24 protein-coding genes are annotated in these 22,934 nt (G+C 65.9%); 8 read left to right on the top strand and 16 right to left on the bottom strand.

Annotated elements, in window-relative coordinates:
* Nucleotides 1–46: 46 nt before the first annotated feature.
* From RFA01S_RS01905 to RFA01S_RS01940, 8 genes are all read right to left on the bottom strand, one after another.
* Nucleotides 47–955: a LysR family transcriptional regulator gene (locus RFA01S_RS01905; protein WP_032407180.1), complete on the bottom strand. Its 909-nt coding sequence runs from the start codon at nt 953–955 to the stop codon at nt 47–49.
* Between the two features lie 24 nt (nt 956–979).
* The gene (locus RFA01S_RS01910) at nt 980–1,840 is read right to left on the bottom strand and encodes a GIY-YIG nuclease family protein (protein WP_052060725.1); all 861 of its coding nucleotides are present in this window, start codon (nt 1,838–1,840) and stop codon (nt 980–982) included.
* Nucleotides 1,824–3,014 (bottom strand): DNA cytosine methyltransferase, encoded by a 1,191-nt coding sequence (locus RFA01S_RS01915; RefSeq protein WP_230595297.1) that lies wholly within the window; start codon nt 3,012–3,014, stop codon nt 1,824–1,826. Before RFA01S_RS01915 ends, RFA01S_RS01910 begins: the two co-directional genes overlap by 17 nt.
* 101 nt (nt 3,015–3,115) lie before the next feature.
* On the bottom strand, nt 3,116–4,060 hold the full coding sequence (locus RFA01S_RS01920; RefSeq protein WP_238325099.1) for a CopD family protein: 945 nt from the start codon (nt 4,058–4,060) through the stop codon (nt 3,116–3,118).
* Nucleotides 4,061–4,076: 16 nt separating this feature from the next.
* Nucleotides 4,077–4,676, bottom strand: coding sequence for a copper resistance CopC family protein (locus RFA01S_RS01925; RefSeq protein ID WP_072691977.1), 600 nt, complete (start codon nt 4,674–4,676; stop codon nt 4,077–4,079).
* Nucleotides 4,673–5,335, bottom strand: a complete 663-nt coding sequence (locus RFA01S_RS01930; RefSeq protein ID WP_032366718.1) for a YcnI family copper-binding membrane protein — start codon at nt 5,333–5,335, stop codon at nt 4,673–4,675. Before RFA01S_RS01930 ends, RFA01S_RS01925 begins: the two co-directional genes overlap by 4 nt.
* A 51-nt stretch (nt 5,336–5,386) precedes the next feature.
* Nucleotides 5,387–5,920 (bottom strand): hypothetical protein, encoded by a 534-nt coding sequence (locus RFA01S_RS01935; RefSeq protein ID WP_032381961.1) that lies wholly within the window; start codon nt 5,918–5,920, stop codon nt 5,387–5,389.
* Nucleotides 5,921–5,936: 16 nt separating this feature from the next.
* Nucleotides 5,937–6,587, bottom strand: a complete 651-nt coding sequence (locus RFA01S_RS01940) for a DUF6474 family protein (RefSeq protein WP_027494864.1) — start codon at nt 6,585–6,587, stop codon at nt 5,937–5,939.
* Between the two features lie 97 nt (nt 6,588–6,684).
* Here RFA01S_RS01940 and RFA01S_RS01945 point away from each other — a divergent pair, with 97 nt between their 5' ends.
* Nucleotides 6,685–8,307 carry a TM0106 family RecB-like putative nuclease gene (locus RFA01S_RS01945; RefSeq protein WP_052060672.1) on the top strand — a complete coding sequence of 541 codons (1,623 nt, stop codon included), beginning with the start codon at nt 6,685–6,687 and terminating at the stop codon, nt 8,305–8,307.
* A 40-nt stretch (nt 8,308–8,347) separates the two neighbouring features.
* On the opposite strand, the gene RFA01S_RS01950 is transcribed toward RFA01S_RS01945, so the two are convergent.
* From RFA01S_RS01950 to RFA01S_RS01970, 5 genes are all read right to left on the bottom strand, one after another.
* The gene (locus RFA01S_RS01950; protein WP_027494862.1) at nt 8,348–9,115 is read right to left on the bottom strand and encodes an SDR family NAD(P)-dependent oxidoreductase; all 768 of its coding nucleotides are present in this window, start codon (nt 9,113–9,115) and stop codon (nt 8,348–8,350) included.
* A 605-nt stretch (nt 9,116–9,720) separates the two neighbouring features.
* A complete protein-coding gene (locus RFA01S_RS01955) occupies nt 9,721–10,737 on the bottom strand; it encodes a DUF8320 family protein (RefSeq protein ID WP_045841519.1) in 1,017 nt (338 codons plus the stop codon).
* Complete coding sequence (locus RFA01S_RS01960; RefSeq protein ID WP_371829085.1) at nt 10,734–11,636, bottom strand: sensor histidine kinase; 903 nt, start codon at nt 11,634–11,636, stop codon at nt 10,734–10,736. Before RFA01S_RS01960 ends, RFA01S_RS01955 begins: the two co-directional genes overlap by 4 nt.
* Before the next feature lie 312 nt (nt 11,637–11,948).
* Nucleotides 11,949–12,656 (bottom strand): TMEM165/GDT1 family protein, encoded by a 708-nt coding sequence (locus tag RFA01S_RS01965; protein ID WP_032371715.1) that lies wholly within the window; start codon nt 12,654–12,656, stop codon nt 11,949–11,951.
* Nucleotides 12,657–12,862: 206 nt separating this feature from the next.
* Nucleotides 12,863–13,390 (bottom strand): hypothetical protein, encoded by a 528-nt coding sequence (locus RFA01S_RS01970; RefSeq protein WP_027494858.1) that lies wholly within the window; start codon nt 13,388–13,390, stop codon nt 12,863–12,865.
* Nucleotides 13,391–13,547: 157 nt separating this feature from the next.
* On the opposite strand from RFA01S_RS01970, the gene RFA01S_RS01975 reads away from it, so the two are divergent.
* Both RFA01S_RS01975 and RFA01S_RS01980 read left to right on the top strand, forming a co-directional pair.
* Entirely contained in the window at nt 13,548–14,495 is a 948-nt protein-coding gene (locus tag RFA01S_RS01975; protein WP_162182883.1) for an ABC transporter substrate-binding protein, read from the top strand.
* 1 nt (nt 14,496) lies between these two features.
* Nucleotides 14,497–15,432, top strand: coding sequence for a ferredoxin family protein (locus tag RFA01S_RS01980; protein ID WP_052060673.1), 936 nt, complete (start codon nt 14,497–14,499; stop codon nt 15,430–15,432).
* Between the two features lie 79 nt (nt 15,433–15,511).
* On the opposite strand, the gene RFA01S_RS01985 is transcribed toward RFA01S_RS01980, so the two are convergent.
* A complete protein-coding gene (locus tag RFA01S_RS01985) occupies nt 15,512–16,135 on the bottom strand; it encodes a superoxide dismutase (protein ID WP_019667073.1) in 624 nt (207 codons plus the stop codon).
* Between the two features lie 259 nt (nt 16,136–16,394).
* On the opposite strand from RFA01S_RS01985, the gene RFA01S_RS01990 reads away from it, so the two are divergent.
* On the top strand, nt 16,395–17,534 hold the full coding sequence (locus RFA01S_RS01990) for an acyltransferase family protein (protein WP_032407183.1): 1,140 nt from the start codon (nt 16,395–16,397) through the stop codon (nt 17,532–17,534).
* 284 nt (nt 17,535–17,818) lie between these two features.
* Here the strand turns inward: RFA01S_RS01990 and RFA01S_RS01995 are convergent, their stop codons facing one another.
* Nucleotides 17,819–18,763, bottom strand: coding sequence for an LLM class F420-dependent oxidoreductase (locus tag RFA01S_RS01995; protein WP_032407184.1), 945 nt, complete (start codon nt 18,761–18,763; stop codon nt 17,819–17,821).
* 278 nt (nt 18,764–19,041) lie between these two features.
* On the opposite strand from RFA01S_RS01995, the gene RFA01S_RS02000 reads away from it, so the two are divergent.
* The 4 genes from RFA01S_RS02000 to RFA01S_RS02015 are packed head-to-tail and all read left to right on the top strand — an operon-like array spanning nt 19,042 to nt 22,176.
* Nucleotides 19,042–19,392 (top strand): rhodanese-like domain-containing protein, encoded by a 351-nt coding sequence (locus RFA01S_RS02000; RefSeq protein ID WP_027494854.1) that lies wholly within the window; start codon nt 19,042–19,044, stop codon nt 19,390–19,392.
* Entirely contained in the window at nt 19,393–20,484 is a 1,092-nt protein-coding gene (locus RFA01S_RS02005) for a DUF4328 domain-containing protein (protein ID WP_052060674.1), read from the top strand.
* Nucleotides 20,481–21,254 (top strand): glycerophosphodiester phosphodiesterase, encoded by a 774-nt coding sequence (locus RFA01S_RS02010; RefSeq protein WP_032388116.1) that lies wholly within the window; start codon nt 20,481–20,483, stop codon nt 21,252–21,254. Before RFA01S_RS02005 ends, RFA01S_RS02010 begins: the two co-directional genes overlap by 4 nt.
* Before the next feature lie 10 nt (nt 21,255–21,264).
* Nucleotides 21,265–22,176 (top strand): DUF5926 family protein, encoded by a 912-nt coding sequence (locus tag RFA01S_RS02015; protein ID WP_032401101.1) that lies wholly within the window; start codon nt 21,265–21,267, stop codon nt 22,174–22,176.
* Between the two features lie 156 nt (nt 22,177–22,332).
* Here RFA01S_RS02015 and RFA01S_RS02020 read toward each other — a convergent pair whose 3' ends face one another.
* Entirely contained in the window at nt 22,333–22,887 is a 555-nt protein-coding gene (locus tag RFA01S_RS02020; RefSeq protein WP_027494851.1) for a ferritin, read from the bottom strand.
* Nucleotides 22,888–22,934 lie beyond the last annotated feature (47 nt).

Genomic DNA, 22,934 nt, shown 5'->3' on the forward strand with positions numbered 1-22,934 from the left:
CCCGCGTCCGGTAGGCAGCAATTCGCGATCCAGTCATAACTGGAGGTTATGGCTGGATGGACGTCGCTACCGTCAGAAGTTCTGCGGCCGGGCCGCTGGGCTCACGGCCCGATCGCCAGATGGCGCGCAAGTCTCTGTGCAGGGACAGATCGGGGAGCGGCACTCCGATCAGACTGCCCGCCGCCAGCTCCGTCGCGACGGCCAGTGAACTGAGGACGGCACCGCCGATCCCCGCCGCCACAGCGGACTTGATGGCCGTCGTCGACGACACTTCCAGCAGAGGAGTCGTGGGCGGGCCGAAACCTGCTGCAGCAACCGCACTCTCGTACACGGACCTGGTTCCCGACCCGGCTTCGCGGGTGACCAGCGCCGTCTCGACTACCTGCGCGGTCGACGGTGCAGTGTGTGCCCACGGATGTCCGGGTGCCACGACGAGAACCAGTTCGTCGGTTGCGACGGTGCGGTACGTGAGTTCGGCCTGGACACTGGGGTTTTCGATGAACCCCAGGTCTGCGTCTCCGGCGAGCACCGTCGCGGCGACCACAGCCGAATTGCCCGAGCTCAGCGTGGGCACGATCTGGGGCAGCGTCGTGTGCAGTGTGACCAGCCATCTCGGCAGAAGATATTCGGCGACAGTCTGACTGGCCGCGATCTGCAGGTGGCCGATGCGCTCGGCGTGCAGCGTGGCGATCGCCGTCGCCAAGTCCTCGGCCGACCGGACTACCGGCGCTGCCCAACTCGCGACGAGCTCGCCGAACTCGGTCAGCACCGTTCCGCGTGCGCCCCGCTTCAACAACGGCGCTCCGACGCGACGCTCCAGCGCCCGAATGCGAGAACTTGCCGCCGGCTGCGACATGCCGTGGGCGTGTCCGGCACGGCCGATGCTGCCGAGCTCTGCCACCGACAGCAACAGATCGATGCTGGTGAGATCGGCAACGTGAGGGGGAAGCGGCACAGGTCGAGCCTACGGCGACGGGAGTCAGTAGTCGCTGAACAGGTCCAGCTCGGCGTCGGGCTCGGGTAGGTCCTCTGGGTCTCCGGGGTCGTCCGGATCCTCGGGATCGCTACGTTCGTGCAGCACCGAACCCACCAGGGCGGTGACGTCGATGGCCGCGGGATCGGGAATGGGGTGACCCTCGACGAATGCGAGTCGCTCCGCAGACAAATACGCCAGCCGCACCGCCTGCACCACCAGGACGCGTCGCAGACCCTCGGACACCTCACCGCGCTCGCGAGTGACCGCAGCCAATCGGGAGATGGTCTCCGCGCGTCGCGCGATCCGAATGTCGGGGTGCCCGCGCTCTATTCGGGTCTGCTCGGAGATCAGTGACCGCCGCAGTGACGCAGGCAGAGTGATGGGCTCGGAGACCGGCGGGATCTTCTCGTTCAGAATTGCCTTGTGACGCGACCTGTCGATGGCCTCGAGGTACGCCGTGTACTCGTGGGCGTTCAAATCGCGTTCGGCTGCGCGGAATTGTTCTGCGCCGTCGGACTTCTTGAGGTCCTCGTACTGCCAGAGCGGCCAGATCTCGATCTCCGCGACCTCGAACACGTCCAGCACTCGCATCGCGACGGCGTCGGTCCGCTGATTGGTCAGATGCCGCTGCACCCGAACGCTGAGCTTCTCCTTGGTCTGCCCCACGTAGATCGGCTCGCCGTCGTAGTCGTAGAACGCATACACGCCCCACTTGGCCGCCGACCAGACGCGCCCTCGATCGTCCTTCTCGCTCAGCACTTCTCGCAGTGCAGCTCGAAAGGACTGCACATCGTCCGCAGGCAGACTGCTCTTGCGCGGCGCGACCGCCGACGCCCGCAGCGAGGACTTACCGTGACTGGACATGCGCAGCAGTCGCATTCGGCGCGATGGAACCGAGTGTCCCGTTCACCAGGGGCATCAGGTAGTGCTCCGCCAGCCACGCGACCACCGGAACGCACACCGCATCACCGAAACCGAAGAGCGCCTGGTTGTTCCGCAGACCGCCGAGCGTGTAGTCGCCGGCGCCCATCAAGCGGGCGTACTCGAGAGGCGTCATCCAGCGCACCTGCAACCGGCCGTGGCCGATCTTGACCACCGCCTGCTTCGACGACCCGCCGCGCGCAGTACGCAGGCAGCCGGAGATGTCGTCGGGGCGGGCCTCCCACACCGCGACGCCATTGCGGGTACGACGGTAGGCGGTACGGTAACTGACCTTGCGCGCCTTCTTCAGAATCTCGATGCGCTGCAACTGAATCGGGGACAACGAGCGTACGAACGCCTCGGTGCGATCTGCATCCCACCAGCGCTCGTCGCGGTAATCCATTCGCTCGACCAGATCGCCGAGACCACTGGTCAACGGGATCGGCGGGCTGGGCAGCGGAGCCCGATGCGTCGACAGCGTCGAATCGCCGTAGACCGCCTGCAACCAATCCGGACGTAGTTCACTGTTGGGATCGCGGGCATCCTCCGGCGGATGTTGCGCACCGATCAGGAACAGACGAGGACGGGACTGCGGGACGAACCGTCGAGCATCGATGGTGAGGACGTCCACCGAATAGCCGAGTTCGTTGAGCTCACGGACCGCGGCCGCCAGATCGTCGCCCCCATGACTGGTGGCCAGGCCGACGACGTTCTCCAGCGCGACCACCTCGGGACGGCCGTCACCCATTTCGTCCAACACTCGAGTGAAGTGCCGAAATGTCGAGGAGTTCTTGCCCGCGAGACCGGCCCGGCCCCCGGCCAGAGACAAATCCGTGCACGGAAACGACGCCCATGCCAACGACAGACCGTCCGGCAGATCGTCGCCGCGCGTGCCGGCAACATCCCCGAGCTGAAAATGGGCCGCGTCGTCACCGAAGTGTTGGCGATACATGTGGTGCTTGTCGCGCTCGATGTCGTTGGCCCAGCACACCTCGAAACCGGCCTGCTCCAAGCCCATTCGCACCAAACCGATACCGGCGAAGAACTCGGCGACCGTGGGAATCCGATCGCGCGCGGACACCGAGGAACCACCCGGCACCACAGTCAACTTCGGCATGCACTCAGGCTAGTACAGAGCCCCGACAGACTCGCTTGTCTGGTCATTCCGCAGGCTGCACTCCGGCTCTTCCTGGTCATTCCGCAGGCTGCACTCCGGCCTTACGCCGTGGTTGCCAACGCCGCCGCCAATCCGAACGCCACCGCCAGCAGACAGACATGAGCGGCAGCTCGTCCCACCGAGTAGTCCGCCGTGGAGCGGTGCGCAGTGGCGGTCGGCAACCACGTGCGGCGGATCCGAGATGCCACGGCCACCAGGATCACGGTCATCACGACTTTGGCGAGAACGATTCGGCCGTAACCGGTCTCGATCGCAGCAGCCGGGCTCTCCAACTTCAGGACCGCGTCGAATACGCCGGTCACGGCCACCCCGACGACGCACCACAGCGCGATCCGGGAATAGGCCGGCAAAAGCGTCGCCCACGCTGTCTTGGTCCGCAGACTCAGCGCCATCGCGCCCAGCACACCGAGCCACACCGAGGCGCACACCACATGCACGGCAACGGCAATGGACCCGAATGCGAATTGCGACATGTGTCCGGTGATCGGTCGCGCGACCAGGGCCAGCGCCGCCAGCGTGACCACGGGAACCGGGGACCAGGATGCGTCTCGTCGATATCCGAGTACGCCCATGGCGCACAGAACGAGCGCGAGGAGCACCGTCGTCGCGCCGAGTCGACCGACGGAGATCGACGCGACGAAGGCCGCAAATGCACTCGGCGACAGCGCCGTGACTGCTCGGCCCTCGGCCTCGGCTGCGGCCGCTGCCAACAGGACGAACTCGGCCACCGCCCACAGACCCGACAGGAACCCGATCGACCGCCACATCACCAGCGAGTCGAGGGCGGGGCGTCGAGATGCGGAATTACCGTCCAGGACAGCGAGAATTCCGAACCCCAACACCACCGAACCCGACGCGACAGCGATGACGCGGAGCCACGACGACCCGCTGGGAAAGGTGGGGTACGCCAGCGCGAACGCTGCCGCGACCCCCACGACCGCCGAGGCTGCGGCGGCGAGCACGAGCCGAAGGCTCCTCTCGCTCACCGCAGCCACGTCGGATCTACTTCTCGCTCTTCGGCTTACGCTGGTCTTCTGGCTTACGCTGGTCTTTCGGCTTACGCTGGTCTTTTGGCTTACGCAGTGCGAATGCCAACGCTCCGCCGAAGGCGAGGACCGCAATCACGACCAGCACGATAGGTCCGTAGCCGCCGAGGAACCCGTCCTCGGACTCTTCCGAGGTGCCCGACGCATCGGCCGGTGCCCCGGGTGTTCCGGACCCTTCCTGCGTCAGCGTGAACGTGGCCGTGCCGCTTACCGGATGACCGTCTGCCGAGGTGATGCGGTAGGCGAGGGTGTACTCGCCGGCAGGGCCCAGATCACCGACGTCGACGACCACGCTCTGGCCCTCGATGCGAGCATCGCCCTTCGACCAGATGTTGCCGTCGGGGCCGACGACGTTGAGCGTTGCGAACTGCGACTGCGGCACCTCGTTGAAGGTCACCGATGCCGTCGCCGGAGATGCGTCGAGCGAGGAGCCGTCGGCCGGGCTGTACCCGGTGACCTGCGAATGAGCCGAGGCAATCGGAGCCGCGACCAGCAGTGCCAGCAAGGCCACCGCCGATACGACCACCGCTTTGGCGGACACGGTCAGCGCCCTCACGAGCGTCGGCTCCGTACGGTTGCACCGATTCCGAGGCCGGCGCCGACGGCACCGAGAACGAGCCCGGCACCGGCAATCCACCGGGCGGTGGTGTCCGAGGAGGACGTGGACGTCTGCTCGGCTGCGTCCGTCGTCTCGGCGTGGGCTCCGCCGTGCGCGTCACCGCTCGATGCTGCGAGGGTCAGTGTGGGAGCGGGCAACTCGGGCTCGCTGCCGTCCTCGGTCATCGGCTCGTTCCACTGTACGACCTCACCGTCGGTGTAGGTCTGGGTGGCCGGGAACGACACGGTTTCCTGCTCGGGCAGCGGCCCCGCGGAGAGCAGGAACTGCTGGAACTGGCCCGGACCGACCTCGGCACCGGGATTCGCCGTCCAGGTCACCGACACGGCGAGATCGGCGGAGTCCTTCTCGACGGTGGACGTCCACCCCGGAATGGGTTGGGTGCGAGCGGAATTGAGGCCGGGCAAGGTGACCTTGACCGAGTTGGTCGATGCGGTGTCGGACTCGGTGGGGACGCGGAACGTCAGGACCGAGTAGCCGCCCTGCGCGGCGTCGGGCGCGGAGACGACCACATGGGCGGAGGCTGCGCCTGCGCCGATCAGCAGTGCGCCGACGGTGGCACCCGATACGAACAAGGCACGCGGAATGGAACTCTTCATGAGTGTTGGGTCATTTCTGTGCGGAGGTGGAAAGAGGATGTCGGATCAGAGTTACGAGCTGATCGACATCGGAGGCCCACGACGAGAAATGGCCCAGTCCAGGGCAATACCGTGCACCGACGGCATCGCGACGGAGAACCGGACGCGACCGACAGCAGAACCGTCGGGCAGGGGAGTGAGGAGCGCGAGAACGGCACGAACGATCGATGTGATCGGGCCGTAGAGACGTTCGGCTGCGGCGATCAACAGCGCGGCGACCAGCGACGCGGCCGCGTGAAAGCCGATCATCGCGGCACTGGGCAGCAGCGAATGGCTGTGTGACGAGCCCGACATGCCGGCCATGTCGCTCAGGCTCAGTGCGGTATGAGCGAGGAGTTGGCCACCCATCAGGGCGGGCAACAGAACAGTCGAGCGACGCGGAACGGCAGTCATGGCACCGACGCCGAGGCTGACCACGATCAGCAGAGCCAGGCCCGATCCGCTGAGATAGCCGCCGCCCGCCATTCCGTGCGCAGCAACCGCCAGCGCGGCGGTGACCGTACCGACAGCTCCGCCGCGAAGCGGTGCAGCAGAGCCGTCGGTCATCGGATGGTCGGTGAGATCAGCGCACGCCGAGGCGAGCGAGCACGTCCGCTTCGATGCCGTCGAGCTCAGCGGAAATGGCGGCGTGGGCAGTCTTGCGGCGCGCAGGCGGCATCTGCTCGGCGGCGCGCACAGCGGTGGTCAGATCGTCGAGACGCTCGCTGATCGCGGCACCGAAACTCTTGGTCTCCGGATCCGAATGACGCGATCCGATGGTGCTCAGCGACTTCTCGGCACCGGCGATCCGGGCGCTGAGCTTGCCGCCGTGGCCCGAGTACTCGCTCAGCTGATCGGGTGCGACACCCAGCTGCTGCGCCTTACGGTTGTCGAGCTGCCCGCGAACGACGGTGGCAGCGCGGTAGGCAATCGGAGCCAGCACCGGCAGCAGAAGCCGAGCAATACCGAGATACTTACGAATCTGAGCCACGTTCAGCGTGCCGGCCGCAGCCGCCTTCTGCTGCGCCCGCAACGCCGAGACCTGCGCCTTCTCGACATTCTTCTGCGACTTCGCCTCCACCGCGCTGAGCTTGCGCTGCGCCTTGGCGATCGACTTCAGCTGCTTGCGCTCGTTCTTCGCGCCGAGCTTCGCCTCCAGAGTGGCCTTGTGCTTGAGGGCCTTCGCCTCCGCCTTGCGAGTGGCACGACCTTTGCGCTTACGGAACAGACCCATCGACAAGGCTCCTGACATGTGCTGCTAGGCGGTAACGGTGCGTTCCACACAGCCTAATAGGCAGCTGTTCTTCTTCGGCTGTCGGAGGGCTCACCTAATGTCTAGCGGTGTGAACGGTCAACGAGATGCGGCAGCGTCGCACGCACCTGTGCTGCTCGACGCCGGATCGTTGACGCGATGTCGGCACCGGCTCTATCTCGACACCGCCTACGGGGCGCTCCTGCGCGGTGAACCCGAAAATCCCGGGGTGCGGCAACGCCGAGAGGCGGCCCAGGCGCATCGCGAGAACATTCGCGCGCAGTTGGCAGCGGCCGACCCCATGCAGTGGACCGAGATCGACGAGCCCACGGCCCGTGCCGCGGCCGATGCGACCGTCGCGGCCTGCCGCGCAGGCGTCGAACGTATCTGGAATGCAGTTCTGCCACTCGAACGCGATACCGGCCGCCGCGGACGCAGCGAGCTTCTCGTGCGGGACGCGTCGGGCGGCTACATTCCGGTGATCGTCGTCAATCACAAGGTGACCGACCCCGGGCGCGGTGCGCGCACCACCCCGCTCACGCATTGGGCTCCCGCCGTCGACGAGACCCGCAAGGTGCGCAGCCAGTTGCGCGATCAGCTCCGCCTCGCGCACCTGTACCGCATGCTCGCCCACGAGGGCTTGGCCACGGCCACCCCGGTCGGGGGCGCAGTGGGTTATCGCGGAGAGTGCGTGTTGGTACACGACCTGACTGCCGTGCTCGACGAGTACGACATTCGCTTCGCGGACCGGCTTGCGGTCGCGAGCGGTGACGCGGTGACCGTTCCCTCGCAGATCAGTGAATGCCGTTCGTGTGCTTGGTGGTTCGACTGCAAGCCGCAGTTGGTGGCGGCCCGCGACGTCTCACTCGTCGCATCGGGATCTCGAGCGGACGTGCTGCGCAGCGCTGGAGTGCGGACGATCGACGAACTGGCGCAATGGACCGGTCCGGCTCCCGAGGAGTGGCCCTTCGGCAACTTCGACGACGCGGTGTCTGCGGCGCTGGCCTGGCGCGCCGACGTGCCGCTTCTGCGTCGATCGGAGACCGTGACGGTCCACCGCGCCGACGTGGAGGTGGACGTCGACATGGAGAGCTATCAGGAGCACGGCGCGTACCTGTGGGGCACGCTCCTCACCGAGGCAGGCGGACCGCCGCCGGAGTATCGCGGCTTCGTCACGTGGGATCCGCTGCCCACCGTCGACGAGGGACGCTCGTTCGCGGTGTTCTGGAACTGGTTGATGGACACGCGAGCCGATGCCGCGGCTCGCGGCAAAACCTTTGCAGCGTATTGCTATTCGAGACAAGCCGAGGACAAGTGGTTACTCGACTCGGCCCGACGCTTCGCCGACGTCCCCGGAGTGCCCACCGAGGCGCAGATACGCGAATTCATCGACAGCGAGCAGTGGGTGGATATCTATCAGGCCGTCAGTGACCAGTTCATCTGCCCGAACGGCAAGGGGCTGAAGAAGATTGCCCCGGTGGCCGGATTCTCCTGGCGCGACGAGGAAGCCGGCGGCGAGGCGTCGATGGGCTGGTACCGCGAGGCTGTCGGATACGACGCCGATCCCGATCACACCCAGCGAGAACGGCTACTCGTCTACAACGAGGACGATGTGCTCGCCACTAAAGTGTTGCGCGAGTGGATGTCCGACCGCGCCGAGCACGAGATCCCGACCGTGGCGGACCTGCGCGCTCGCGTGTGACCCCGCGCCCGAGAAGTCGGGGCCACACGCGAAAGGACTTCTAGCGCGGTGCCATCCGGATCGCGCCGTCCATGCGGATCGTTTCGCCGTTGAGATAGTCGTGCTCGGCGATCATCTGCACCAGCTGGGCGTACTCGCTGGGCTGCGCGAGACGCGACGGGAAGGGCACGGACGCCTCGAGGCCCTGACGGTATTCCTCGGTGACACCGGCGAGCATCGGGGTGTCGACGATGCCGGGGGCGATGGTGTTCACGCGGATGCCGACCTGGGCCAGGTCACGGGCCGCGGTGATGGTCATCGCGTGCACGCCGCCCTTGGAGGCGGTGTAGGCGATCTGGCCGATCTGACCCTCGAATGCGGCGACCGATGCGGTGTTGATGACAACGCCGCGCTGGCCGGCGTCGTCGACGGTGGACTGCGACTGAATGCGGTTGGCGGCCAGCCGCATCACGTTGAACGTGCCGAGCAGGTTGATGGTGATGACCGTGCGGAACAGCTCGAGATCGTGCGGTCCCTTCTTGGACAGGATGCGACCCGCCCAGCCCACGCCTGCACAGTTGACGACGATGCGCAGCGGCACACCGGACTCGACGATGGTGTCCAGCGCCGCCTCGACCTCGGCCTCACTGGTGACGTCGGCGGGAATGAGGGTCACGCCGTCCGGGACACTGTCTCCGGCGCGCTCGATGGACTGCGGCAGATCGAGACCGAACACCGTGACGCCCGCGCCTGCCAGACGTGCTGCGGTTGCTGCTCCGAGGCCCGACGCGCCACCGGTGACGAGCGCTGCTGTTCCTGAAATCTCCACGTCGTACGATCCCCTTCGTTAGCGGTGTCGGGTCGCGGCACAGGCAGCGACCACGCTGTGTTCTGCACCATAACCGGCGGGGGACCTCACCCCACTCCCAGGCACCCCGCTCTCCCGCACCCGACTCTCCCGCATCGAGGGGTCGGTCGGCCTACCGCCCTTCGAGTGACGGTGATACTCCCTACGGATTCGTGAGTCCATGCTCGTCGTCACTTCTGCGGCGAAATGTACGAAGCCCGGTCAGGATTGCGGCCGCAGCAAACAAACAAGTAGCCACCCAGGACCAGATCGAAAACTCACCGTCCTGAGTTCGACTCACGGACACAACGGCCCACAGCAGCGTCAGTGCCGACCAGAAGAAGACCCACCTTGTCCCGATCGGAACATTGATCGCCAACTCCTTGCATCCCGACGGGAGCCCGTGCCCCGTTGACACTGAATCTTGGTCGTTCCATCACATGCAGCCAACGTTATCGCCTCGGTCGGCTGCGACGGGCCTGCCTCGACGAAACCGCATCCGGCCAGGAGTAGTAGGACGGCGGCCGATGAGGGTCGGCTCCGGCCCCACACCAGGCAGGACGGAACCTCCCTCCCGTGCCCGCCGATCAGGGCAGAATGCGGCCGGAGTCGTCGTATTCGACTCGCTGAGCGCCGTCACCGAGGTCGTCGAGCAGGATCGTCGCCGCGGCCGGTCTGCCCGGAGGCAGCAAGCGAACCGTCACCGATCCCGTCACGGCACCGTCCAGACTGCTCGACGCCCCCGCCGCGATGTCGTTGCGGACCTTCTCGCTCAATGCTGTGGGGCTTCGGTCGTCGAGCATCGTGACCTCGACGCCGCGGGCGCGAGCCGAGCGTGCCGCCCTGGCCAACTCGGGCAGTACGAGCCCGCGGGCCCGCAGGGTGTCGCGGAGCTCGGCTTCGAGGAGTCGGCACGCCAGGACTTCCTCGTCGGTGAGATCGGGGCCGTCCGCGATGCGCTGCAGGAGCGGACGGGCGAGCGTATCGAGACTGGCCAGGCGGGCGTCACGTTCTTCGAGTACCGCCGCAGCGGCGGCCTGGGCGGCGATGCGGATGGTGGATTGTTCACGGAGCTCGAAGATCGCTGCACCGAGGGGTCGGATGGTGAAGGCGAAGAACGTCGCCATCAACAACGGAGCAATATTGATGGCGCTGAACGACAATCCGAACAGTGCGCCTTGACCCGTCCAGGCTGCCCAACCGACGACGACAGACATGGTGAGCGCGAGTCCGAACCACGCGGCCGGCGTGCGGCCACGGACACACATGAACGTGTAGATCACGACGGACATACCCAGAGGCCAGGACTGCAGACTGCCGGTCAGCGGCACCGGCACCACGGCGAAGACGAACGACGCGGCCACCGGCCCGGACACCGTGAGCAACGCCGTGGACCGTGGGCTCAGTGGATCCCCCGGCGCTCTGAGCAGCAGGATAACCGCGGCCGAGAACACCAGCACCGAGACGAACGGCGGCCACACCGCGGACATACCCTTCAGCGTCGCCGACGCACACACGGCGCACGCGAGGATGTAGAAGCCGGCGACGGCGTACGCGGCCCCCGACTTCATCGACAGCAGGTCGCGAACATCCTCGCCGTTCATCGCGCCCAGCTCAATCGCACAGTGGTTCCGCGGCGGGAGGTGTCGATCTCGGCCGAACCGCCGGCGAGCTGACGCATCCGCCCCTCGATGCTGACGGCGACGCCGAGTCGGTGCGGAGGCACCGAGCGTCGATCGAAGCCGATACCGTTGTCTCGCACGATGACTCGCAGTGCCGACGGGGCCAGCTCGACCGTCACCGATCTGGTCGACGCCTGAGCGTGAACGACGCTGTTGCGCAATGCTTCTGCGAGTGCGCCCGCGATCGACCGGACCGCATCGGCAGGGTAGTTCGCCGGGGAATCGGCAGGGTCCTCGCGGACCCTGAAATCGATCGATTCGTCGACCGTCGATGCGGAGGCCCGCATCAGAGCGATCGTGTCGTCGGCGGTGAAATCGTGTGTCGCAGTGTCGGTGTGTAGTCCGTCCAGATGGGCCAATGCCGAACGTGCTTGACGGGCCAGGCTGGCAGTGCGGCCCTGGCGAGCGACCGCCAGCAGTGACGACATGACCTCGTCGTGGATGAGGGCGTCGAACCGTTCCCGTTCGACTTCGCGTGCATTCGCCGCAGCCGCCCGTGCGGCATCGCCGTGGGTGGCGCTGATGGTGGCGTCGAGAATGCGACCGGTACGCAGTGCGGCCAGAGTCGCCGCGACGAACACCGTGCAGAACATCAGCCCGAAGAATATTTCGGCGATGATGTTGCTGCGAGGAAACGGCTCTCGCACAGCTTGATTGATCAGTTGCACGATCACCACCGAGACGGCCGTGTGCACGAATGCCGGGATGGGTCGCCATACGGTCGCGGCCGCGAGTGAGGCCAGGCCGGGGAATGCGGACAGGAACATTCCGCTCCGATCGAAGGTGGTCCCGTCCCAGGCCACCCACCACAGCAGGGCCATGACCGGGAACGCCAACGCTGCGATCGAACCCGCAACCTGGCTGACCCTGATGCTCGGGTGAAAGGTGAAGGCTCCGAACGCGAGACCGGTACCGAACACGACGATCACGGCGGTCGGGGTCCACCACCCGGGGACCGTAACGCTGCTGCGCGCGATGTCGGGAACGAGCAGCAGTAGATACGCCGCGTAGCCGGTACCGACGAACCGGCCGAAGATCCTGATGAGCCGATCGGTCGAACGGTGTGCCGCGTCGCTACCCGTCGCCTGCAGGTTGTCGTTCATTCACCCCTCCGCGAGGAGTGTAAACCAAGGTCAGACGTCTTCGGTGGTGCTGCGCTTCTCCACTTCCTGCGGTGCGTCGCTGCGGGAGCGTCGGACGAACGCAGCGGCGACGACGAGGGCCGAGATCGCCACCACGACTGCGGCCGCCACGTACGGTGCCGACGTACCCGGCATCAGTCCCTCGAAGAACAGGACCGCGCCGAAGACGAAGAACAGAATGGCCGCACCGTACTGAATTATGCGTTCCGGCAAGTGCTTTCCGAGAACGGCACCCAGCACGATAGCGAGGGCGTCGGCGGCGACCATGCCCACCGTCGAGCCGATCCACACTCCGACCCAGTCGTTGTCGGCGGCCAGAGTGACGGTGGCCAGCATCGTCTTGTCGCCCAGTTCGGCGAGGAAGAACGCGGACGCGATGGCCAGGAAGGCCGACTTGGTGACTCGCGACGCCTTGGCACCCTCGTCGTCGGACAACGAATCTCCGCGCAGGGTCCACAGACCGAACACGACGAACGCGAGCCCGCCGACGATCGAGATGGCTTCGGTGGGGATGGACACACCGAGGAAATGGCCGACGGCGACCGAGACCAGATGCACGACGGTCGTGGCCACGGTGATTCCGCCGATGACGACGTACCACTTGTAGCGCAAGGCGAACGTCATGGCCATCAGCTGGGATTTGTCACCCAGCTCGGCCACGAAAATGACAGCGAAACTCAACAGTAGAGCGGACAGCACAGCAGACTCCTCGGTCGTCGAACGGACCGAAGGTCTCGCCCACCGGAAGTACCGGTTCAGGTGCCGGGTCGTGGAAAACGACCAGTATGTCGACACGTTGATTGGGGGCTACTCCCCTTCGCTGCAGACGACTTTAAGTGCCGTTTCTCCAATTGTCCAATGCGCCAATAAGTTTGGGGACCCGAAAAATCGTGTACGGGGAGCGGTCAGGATGCGAGGAGCATCGCCAAAACTGCGGTGTCGGGATCGCTGATCGGATCGAGGCCGACCCGACTGATCATCGACGTCACGGTGCCGTCGGATTCTGCCTCCACCCACGCGGCCCGGTGATCGAGGCCCAGATGCGGAAGACCGGGCAGCAGAACACAACCCGACGCCGCGCCCGCGCACTCCGGCAGAGAGGGCGTCGTCTCCGACGGTGGATGCAGCATCAGCAACGCGGCCGGCTGATGGTCCGAGAACCGCCCGGGAGCCAACGCGAAATCTCCGATCACCGGTCCCTCGGCCAACACCAGGCCGACCGTCCCCGGCTCCGGATCCTCGGGCAGCTCCTCCCGCACCCCGAACACCGTCGACGTCGCCAACAGACCCGGCATCGACGCGACCCGGACGGCCAGCGCCAGGAATTGAGCCCACTCCTTGGTGGTGTCCGGCCAACGACCGGAGATCACGAACCCGCGCAGTAGACCGGCGGCGTGAAAAGGTGAGACACCGATGAGATCTCGATCGTCCATTGCGCATCCCTCCCAGACAGGTACGAGGCAGAAGCCGGGTACACGACGTTGGGTAAGGAGAAGAATGACCCGAAAACGGCTGGCACACAAGATGGGGAGAGTGCCAGCCGAAAACGTAGCCGGCCCACTGCGGCTCGGCAGCCGATACGCTGCTGCGGTGAAAAACAGAGGATCCGCCCGGCGAACCGTCGTCTCGTTGCTGTCCGTTGCGCTATTCCTGAGTGTCGCCGCATGCAGTCGGGAAGAATCGACCCCGGGCGAGACCGGCGGCGAGGTTCGCACCGTGCAGCATGCGTTCGATGAGACGAGTGTTCCCGTCGATCCACAGCGCGTGGCCGTGCTCGACGGCGACCGCACGTTGGAAGCCGTCGTCGCGTTGGGCATCCAACCCGTCGCGGCAGTGAAGCCGCCGCTCACCGGTGACTACGCACCCGTCGTCCGGGATCGGCTCACCACCGAACCGATCGACATCGGATCCGTCGACGCCGACGTCGACATCGAGGCTCTGACGGCCGCCGCACCGGACCTGATCGTCATGCGAACGACGGGTGAGGACAACCGAGCGCTGTACGAGCGGGTCGCCCCGATCGCGCCGACCGTCGTCGTGGAATACACCCCGGCCTCGTGGCAGAACACCTTGCAGCAGCTGGCGGGAATCTTCGATCGGCAGGAGATCGCCGACGGTTTGCTGGCCGACTATCGGCAGGCGGTCGACGAATCCGAGTCACGCTCACCTCGGGAAAACAGCACGTTGACCGTCGCGCGAGTGCGCACCGACTCGTTGCGGTACATGACGCAGGACGGATCGTTTCCTTACGCAGTTCTGGCCGATCTCGGCTACCGGGCGCCCGCACAGCAGGATCGCGGATCCGACGCGGTGCAGACGGTCGACGTCAGCCCGGAACTGATCGACGTGCTGGCGGCCGACGACATCCTTCTGCTCACCGATGCCGGGACGGAGGACGCCGTGGCGCAACTGCGACAGAACCCGCTCTTCACCGGTCTCGGAGCTCGGGTGACCGAGCTGCCCTCCAAGGATTTTCTCTTCGGCAACGTGCTGACCGCCCAGGCCCTGGTCGAGACCGCGACCGAAATCGGGGGCTGACGTGCCGGCATCCGAACGCTGGGTCGGCTGCGCTGCAGTGGCGCGTGAGAACGACGAATCGCTGCGCGGGACGGCTGCACGGGCACACGGCTGGGTGTTGATCGAGCATCGAGGCCCGTGGGGGCGCGAACCGTGGGGGCCGGGCGGTCCGCTCGGTCGAATCGGCACCGAACTCTCGCGTCGCTGCAAGGCCGTCGGGGTACGCCCGCAACTGGTGCGAGAAACGCACGGCAGGCGTGAACCCACCGAGACGCGACAGGTGTTTTTCGCGCACTCGGGTCGCCGCGGCCCGTGGCTGGAGAAATACACGGTCGACACCGTCGAGCAGATACTCGAACTACCGCTCGAAGCCGCCGCGGCGGGCACCCCACCTGGTATCGGGACTCGCGTCGACCAGCGGCTCTACCTCGTCTGCACGCACGGAAAGAAGGATCCGTGCTGCGCGGTGCTCGGTCGGCCGGTAGCGGCGGCCCTCGCCGGATCCAGCGGGCGGGTATGGGAATCGACGCACCTGGGCGGGGATCGATACGCAGCGGGCATGGTGGCCCTGCCCGACGGCAGCTACTACGGCAACCTCGAACCGACCAACGCGCAGGCCGTCGTGGACGACCACGACCGCGGGCATCTCACGCTGCGACACTACCGAGGCCGCTGCACCGACGACACCGTCGCCCAGATCGCCGAACACGCAGTACGAACCGAATACGGGCTCACCGGAATCGACGACGTCCGCCCGTCCGATGTCACGTCGTCCGATGTCACGTCGTCCGGCGTCGCGTCGGATGTTGTGGTGGTGACGACGTCGGGAAGCGTGCAGGTACACGTGACACCCGATCCCGAGCCCCCGCGCCGAACGACCTGCCGTTCCGAGGACGTCGCGAGACCGGACCACGGCGTCACGACCATCGGGTCGGTGCCCGCCGCCGGGAAGGCGTGACCTTCGAAATGCGGCAGGGCCACCGCGTCGAACGCGGTGGCCCTGTCTGCGATTGCGCGTCGTGCGGCAATCTCGAAACCTACGGGAAGATCAGGCCCGGGGTCTTCGACGTGGCGGCCTCGAAACGAGCCTGGACGTCGGCCCAGTTGACGACGTTCCAGAACGCCTTCACGTAATCGGCCTTGACGTTCTTGTACTGCAGGTAGAAGGCGTGCTCCCACATGTCGACCTGCAGCAGCGGAATGATGCCCAGCGGCACGTTGGCCTGCTGATCGTAGAGCTGGAAGGTGAGGAGCTTCTTGCCCAGCGAGTCGTAGCCGAGCACTGCCCAGCCGGAGCCCTGCAGGCCGTTGGCAGCAGCGGTGAACTGTGCGCGGAACTTGTCGAACGAACCGAACTGGTCGTCGATCGCGGCACCGAGTTCGCCTTCGGGCTTGTCGCCACCGTTGGGCGACAGGTTCTTCCACCAGATGGAGTGGTTGACGTGGCCACCGAGGTGGAACGCGAGGTTCTTCTCCAGCAGGAAGATGCTGCCGTGATCCTCGGCCTCGCGGGCTGCAGCCAGCTTCTCGAGCGCGGTGTTGGCACCGGCGACGTAGGTGGCGTGGTGCTTGGAGTGGTGGAGCTCGTTGATCTCGCCCGAGATGTGCGGCTCGAGGGCGGAGTAATCGAAATCAAGGTCGGGCAAGGTGTACTCGGACACGTGGTTCCCTTCTCTAACGACGCCGTGCCCATCGCGTGATGCGGGCACGTTCGTCCTACTGCGGATCTTTCGTAGGGTTCAACCCAATCTCATTCCTACCCCTTGTGCAACCGTTGTAACCGAGATGCTTTTCTCGGAATAAATCCACGTGAACAAGACAGTCGAATTCCTGGGCTGCGAAAACCTGCGATTGTCACGAAATAGTTGCGTAACAGCGCCGAATTGGTCCACACCATGAACGGAACCTAAACTCGAGGGTGTGAAAGGGGACCGTCCGAACCGAAATTCGGTCGACGAGTCCGCCGCCGCACCGCCCGTGACCGCGCCCCGCGTCCAGATGAACGGTGCCGATCTCCTGCGCGTCATCGCCGTCTGCGCCGTCCTCTACTCGCACATCTCGTTCTACCTACTCGACGACGTCGGCGGCGACTGGTGGATGCTCGACATCGTCAACCTCGTCCTCATCGACGACATCGGCCTCAACCTCCACCTCTCCTTCGTGGGCGTGAGCATGTTCATGCTGCTCACCGGACTGCTCATCACCCGATCCGCCATGCGGCAATCGCGTCGGGACTTCATGGTCGCGCGGCTCGCCCGACTCGTGCCCGCCCTCTGGTTCGCCATCGCCCTGGCCGTCGTACTCGTCAAACTCGGCGTCAACGGCATGTTCAGCGGACAACCCGGAATCAGCAACGGAGAGGCCGTACTCAGCTTCTTCCTCGGCGGCTTCTTCCTCCGACCCGAGGTCGCCGTACTGGGCGTCACCTGGACACTCGTCGTACAGATCGTGTTCTACCTCTACTGCGTCGCAATGCGCTCGGCGCTCCGAGCAAGCCCGATCACCGTGCCCCTCATCGGAGCTGCACTCTGCACACTGGTGATCCTCTGGAACCTTTACCTGCCGCAGCCGTACACCATCCCGTTCCTCACCAAAGTCGCCGGAGTACTGCCCACCCTGTTCCTCGGCCAGATCTTCTACCTCGGCTGGGCGAAACTCGTCACCTGGCGCTGGATCGTCATCGGCGTCGTCGCACAAATCGAAGTGATCCGCCTCGCCATCGACGTCCACACCTTCTGGATGGGCGAGACCTACCTGTGGTCACTGCTCGTCGTCACCGGCACCGTGCTGATCCTGGCCCGATACGACGGACCCATCACCCGCTGGCCCATCATCGGCTGGATCGGCACCCGCAGCTACGCCATCTACCTGATCCACACACTCGTGCTCTACCGCATCTACGCAGCCGTGGAACCGCACTTCGGACCCACCGCCGCCGTCCTGGCCTTCTTGACCGGCACCGCCGCACTCGCCGAAATCCTCTACCGCTGGATCGAACTGCCCGCAGCACGACATATCAGCACGCGATACCGACAACTACGCACCCGATCTGCCGCTTGACCCCAGCCCGCTGGGTAGTCACCCCCGCTGGGTAGTCACCCCCGCTGGGTAGTCAATGTGACATTTGGTGGCCTTTTCGGGGGTGAATGTCACGTTGAGTGGACTGGGGTGCCACGACTGCGCTCGATCTCCCGCCGACCCGACATCTGCGGTCGACCGACATCACCCGGGTGTCGGCCTCGCCGGCTACTCGCCCCTGCTGGGTAGTCAATGTGACATTTGGTGGCCTTTTCGGGGGTCAATGTCACGTTGAGTGGACTGGGGCGGATGGGAGGCGGGGGAGATCAGAGCTGCGGGATGACCTCGGAGGCGACCAGTTCGAGGTGATCGAGATCGGTGAGGTCGAGGGTCTGCAGGTACACGCGAGTCGCGCCGATGGCCCCGAAGCGGCCGATTTTGTCGACCAGTTCGGCGGGGCTTCCCGCGGCCCCGTTCTCGCGGAGTTCGGAGACGTCGCGGCCGATGGCGGCGGCGCGTCGGGCGATGTCCTCCTCGGTGCGGCCGCAGCACAGGACGAGTGCGTTGGAGTAGACGAGGGAGTCGGGGTCACGGTCGGCGGCGGTGCAGGCGGCGCGGACGCGTCCGAACTGCGTTTCGGTGTCGGCCAGCGAGGCGAAGGGGATGTTGAATTCGTCCGCGTATTTCGCGGCCAGGGCCGGGGTGCGCTTCTTGCCTCCGCCGCCGATGAGGATGGGTGGACGCGGCGATTGGACGGGCTTGGGGAGGGCGGGGGAATCGGTGACGGGGTAGTGGGTTCCCGGGTGCGAGAACGTCTCGCCGGCCGGTGTTTCCCACAGCCCGGTGATGACGGCGAGGGACTCTTCCAGTCGGTCGAAGCGTTCACCGAGCGCCGGGAACGGCAGGCCGTACGCCTTGTGCTCGTCCTCGAACCAGCCGGCACCCAACCCCAGGTCGACGCGGCCACCGCTCATGGCGTCGACCTGCGCGACGCTGATGGCGAGTGGGCCGGGGTAGCGGAATGTGGCGGAGGTGACGAGCGTGCCGAGCCGGATGGTCGACGTCTCACGGGCCAGGCCGGCCAGGGTGATCCACGCGTCGGTGGGGCCGGGCAACCCGTCGCCGCTCATCGCGAGGTAATGGTCGGATCGGAAGAAGGCACCGTAGCCGAATTCCTCCGCGGCTGTGGCGACCCGGAGGAGGTCGTCGTAGGTTGCGCCCTGTTGCGGTTCGGTGAAGACGCGTAGCTCGACCGAGGAGTGAGAAGTCATGTTTGCCAGGGTAATCAGCTTGGATAAACGACCGCAGACAACAGCTGTGTCAAATCACGATCGATCCACAGCCTTCGTTGGTACTCGATACACCGGCAATCAGTTGTGAGGCCGTGACCTGTGGATAGAAACCGGCACGGGCCCCGATTCTGTGCATCAACCTGTGGATATTGTGGATAACTTTGTTGAGCCAAAGTGACGTAGGTCATAGCTGGGGCCATCCATCGTCAGGCGGGCACGAGTGGCAGTCGCGATCGCACCCGTGACAAGATCGAGAGGTGTCTCACCCCGAGCAGTCACCCGCCGTCACCGTAGACCGCCTTCCGGTGCCGTTCCCGGAAGCGGCAGTGCTGCTCGACGTCCGAGAAGACGACGAGTGGCAGGCCGGACATGCACCCGGTGCCGTGCACATCCCGATGGGCGACATTCCGTCCAGAGCAGGCGAAATCGACAACCAGTCCGAGATCTACGTCGTCTGCAAAGCCGGCGGGCGCTCGGCTCGGGTCGTCGAATACCTCAATCGCGTGGGCTACGAGGCCATCAACGTCGAGGGCGGGATGCTCGACTGGCATGCCGCCGGTAGGCCGATCCAGCGCGACGACGATTCGGACGAAGCGAGAATCATCTAGATGTCGGCACCGCAGGGGCGCGCACAGGCGTTCCAGGTCTGCGCCCGCTGCAGCACTCGCTGGGCGGTCGGCGCACGGCCGGGTACGTGGTGCCCCCGCTGCCACGGCGTGCTGCTCTCGCCGGTGTCCGCTCGGGCACCGGCACAGGGCCGCCGCAATTTTCGTTGGATTGCGCGGCCTGCGTCGTCGAAGAACAAGGCCGTCGGTCTCGCCCGGGTCGCGGCACCGACCCCCACTCCGCGTTACGACTCGACGCCCACCTGGGGGCTGCGCGACACCCCACGCGACCCCGCAGCACTCAAGCCCGCCGGGCGCGTCGAGCAGTACGCAGCCAACGCGCAGACGTTCGTCTGGATCACGGCGCTGCTGCTCGGGCTGGCGGCGTTCGCCGAGTTGTTTCGCTACGGAATTCTGCTGTACAACCGCACCCGATTGCTGTCGCCGATCACGCTGGCAATTTCCGATGCGCTGGTCTATTTCGCACAGGTCGGCGCGCTCATCGTCGGTCTGCTCGCGCTGATCACGACGTCCTGCTGGCTGATTCGGCAACGCCGGCTGGCCTACGCATCGGTCGGTGCGACCGAGCCGCGGTCGGTGCGATGGATGCTGCTGCTCTCGATGCTGCCTCTTGTTCGGATCGTCATGCCCGGGGTGTACCTGACGGAGATCGTCCGCCTCCGAGCCGAAGCCGACGGCGACGTCTACCGCCAGCTCACCTTGATCCGGATCTGGTGGGCCGTCTGGGCGACGAGCAACGCGCTGGTCGTCGTGCAGGTGCTGTGGAGTCTGCGCAACACACTGCAAGCCCGCGCCGACGGCGTTCTGCTCGCCGCCGTCGTGGCGCTCGTGGCCGCAGTTTCCGCGGTGCTGACCCTGGCCGTCATGCGCCGACTCGAGGGCCGCACCCTGCGCGGTTCGGCGCTGTCTCGTCCCACCCGCTGGGTCATCGCACCCAGCGTCGAGCGAAAGACCACGCAGTCCGAGGCCACGCAGTCCGAGACCGAGCAGGCCGAGACCGAGACCGAGCCGGCCGACGCAGCTCGTGCGGACTCCGGGGCCGAGAAGGACGACCGGGCGGTGACGGTCTCGTGAGCCCGGACCGACGCGGCCCTTTGGTCGTCGCGCACCGAGGAGCATCTGCGGCGAAGAAGGAACACACGCTCGCCGCCTACGATCTCGCGTTGCGGGAGGGAGCGGACGGCGTCGAATGCGACGTCCGGCTCACGAAGGACGGCCGCATCGTGTGCGTGCACGACCGCCGCGTCGACCGAACCTCGAACGGCACCGGAATCGTCAGCGAGATGACCTTCGACGAGCTCGCCCGGTTGAACTACGGCGATGCTGACGAACCCGCCGAACTTCTGACGCTGCACGACCTGATCGCGCTGATTCTGGATTGGACCAGCAAGCCGGTCAAGCTCTTCATCGAAACCAAGCATCCGGTGCGCTTCGGCTCGCTGATCGAGGCCTCGGTGCTGGCCGAGCTGCACCACTTCGGCATCGGAGCGCCTGCCTCGGCGGATCATTCGCGGGCGGTCATCATGTCTTTCGCGCCCTCGGCCGTGTGGCGAGTGCGCCGCTCGGCACCGATGCTTCCGACGGTCCTCCTCGGCGACAGCTCGCACTATCTGGGCGGCGGAGCAGCGACGACCGTCGGTGCCACCGCGGTCGGTCCGTCGATCCGGGCGTTGCGTGAGCACCCGACGCTCGTCGATCGAGCAGCCGCGTCGGGCCGTGCCAGTTACGTGTGGACGGTCGACGAGAAAGAGGACGTGGACCTGTGCCGCGAACTCGGTGTCGGGTGGATCGCGACCAACCATCCCGGACGAACGCGCGCCTGGCTGGAATCGAAGAACGTGTAGGTTTTCTGGCGTGGGTAAGAGCAAAAGAAACAGCGGACCGAAGCAGGACAGCAACCGGGCGGCCAAGCTCGCGCAGCGTGAGGCCGAGCGCGCCAGCCTCGAGTCGGGGACGACGCGGCCGTTCGAGGGCCTGGCCGCAGAATGCGACCTGGTGGCGCTGCGCGAATTCGTGCCTTCGGCCACCGCCACCGCGCCGATCACGTCCGGCGGCCGCACCGTCACTCTGGCAACGGTATTGCCGGGAGCCGTCGCCGCTCTGGTACGCGAAGAGGCGGGCACTGTAGAAGGATTCGTCGGCCTGCAGGTGCAGTTGCAGTCGAAAGACGTTGCAGCAGATATCAGTAGCGCGTTGGGCTGGGTCGCCGCCGCTCCCGCAGGTGAGTCGCTCGAAGCTTCGAAGGTGGACGAGAACACCCCCGCATTGACCGATGTCCTCGACCCGTCCGCACTCCTCGAGATCACCGTGCATCAGGATTTCAATTGGTGGATCCCGGAAAGTGCCACTCCCGCAGCCGATGTGGCCGCAACCGTGGAGCGCGCGAATCAGGCGATCATGCCCTCGGCGCGGATCGAGGCGGACGGCGTCGTTGCAGCATGGTGGGTCGATGCCGGCGACAAGGCGCACATCCGGTGGGTTCGCCCGGAGAGCGAGGACGACGTCATGCTCGCCCTCGCACGGTTGCACGCTGCCGGAGACCTGAATCTCGGTGAGGGCTCGCGGTACGCAGGCTCGTTCCGTACGCACGGGTTGCTGGTGCCGGTGTTCGATCTCGATCCGGAGATGCATCCCACCGAATGGGCTGCTCCGACAAAGGAATTCGGGGAGAAGCTGAACGAGGCTCTTGCCGTCGACGCCCCGCTCACGGGAGCGCAGCTGCGTTCGCGGGACGGCCTTCGTGGCCGTCAGGTCACCCTGCGCTGAGCAGTCGAGCCCAACCGAGAGGTGCGGCGGCCCGAAAGTTGGTGCACCGAAACGCACGTCGGGTGGCCGTCGGACAAGGGCTGCTTGTCCGACGACCACCCGTATGAGCGCGAGATCTCTCGCGTTACTCGTCGATGCGTGTCGCGTGGAGCGAAATTACAGCGATCCGCCGGCGACGGTGGGTGCGCCTGCATCGGCGACGACGCTGGTGTTCATCTCGCGGGCAACGAACTGCTCGAGGTCGAACAGGTTGTGGCCGGCGCGGTCTGCGATGTTGAGCAAGGTCTTCATGCTGGCAACTTCCTCGACCTGCTCCTTGAGGAACCACTGCATGAACTGCTCGCCGAGGTAGTCGCCCTCTTCGCGGGCGGTGCTCGCCAGAGCGATGATCTGCTCGGTGACCGTCTCCTCCTGTGCCAATGCGAGGGCGATGGCCTCACGCGGGTCGGTGAACACGGACTTCGACGCGTCGACACCGGTCAGTTCGACGGTGATGTCGCGATCGAGGAAGTACTGGACGATCATCATCGCGTGGTTACGCTCTTCGACCGACTGCGCGTAGAAGTGCTTGGCCAGCTGCGGCAGGTCGACATTCGCGAAGTAGACGGCGGTGGCGATGTACTGCTGCGAGGCATTGAACTCGTTGCGGATCTGGTCGCGAAGAAGTGCGTGGAACTTGGTGTGGTTCGTTTCTTTGATGTCTGCGCTCATGGTGAGGACAATATGCCTGGTCAGAGGGCATTGTCATCCAAGTCGAG

The sequence above is a fragment of the Rhodococcoides fascians NBRC 12155 = LMG 3623 genome, assembly GCF_001894785.1.
GTDB classification, from domain to species: Bacteria; Actinomycetota; Actinomycetes; order Mycobacteriales; family Mycobacteriaceae; genus Rhodococcoides; species Rhodococcoides fascians.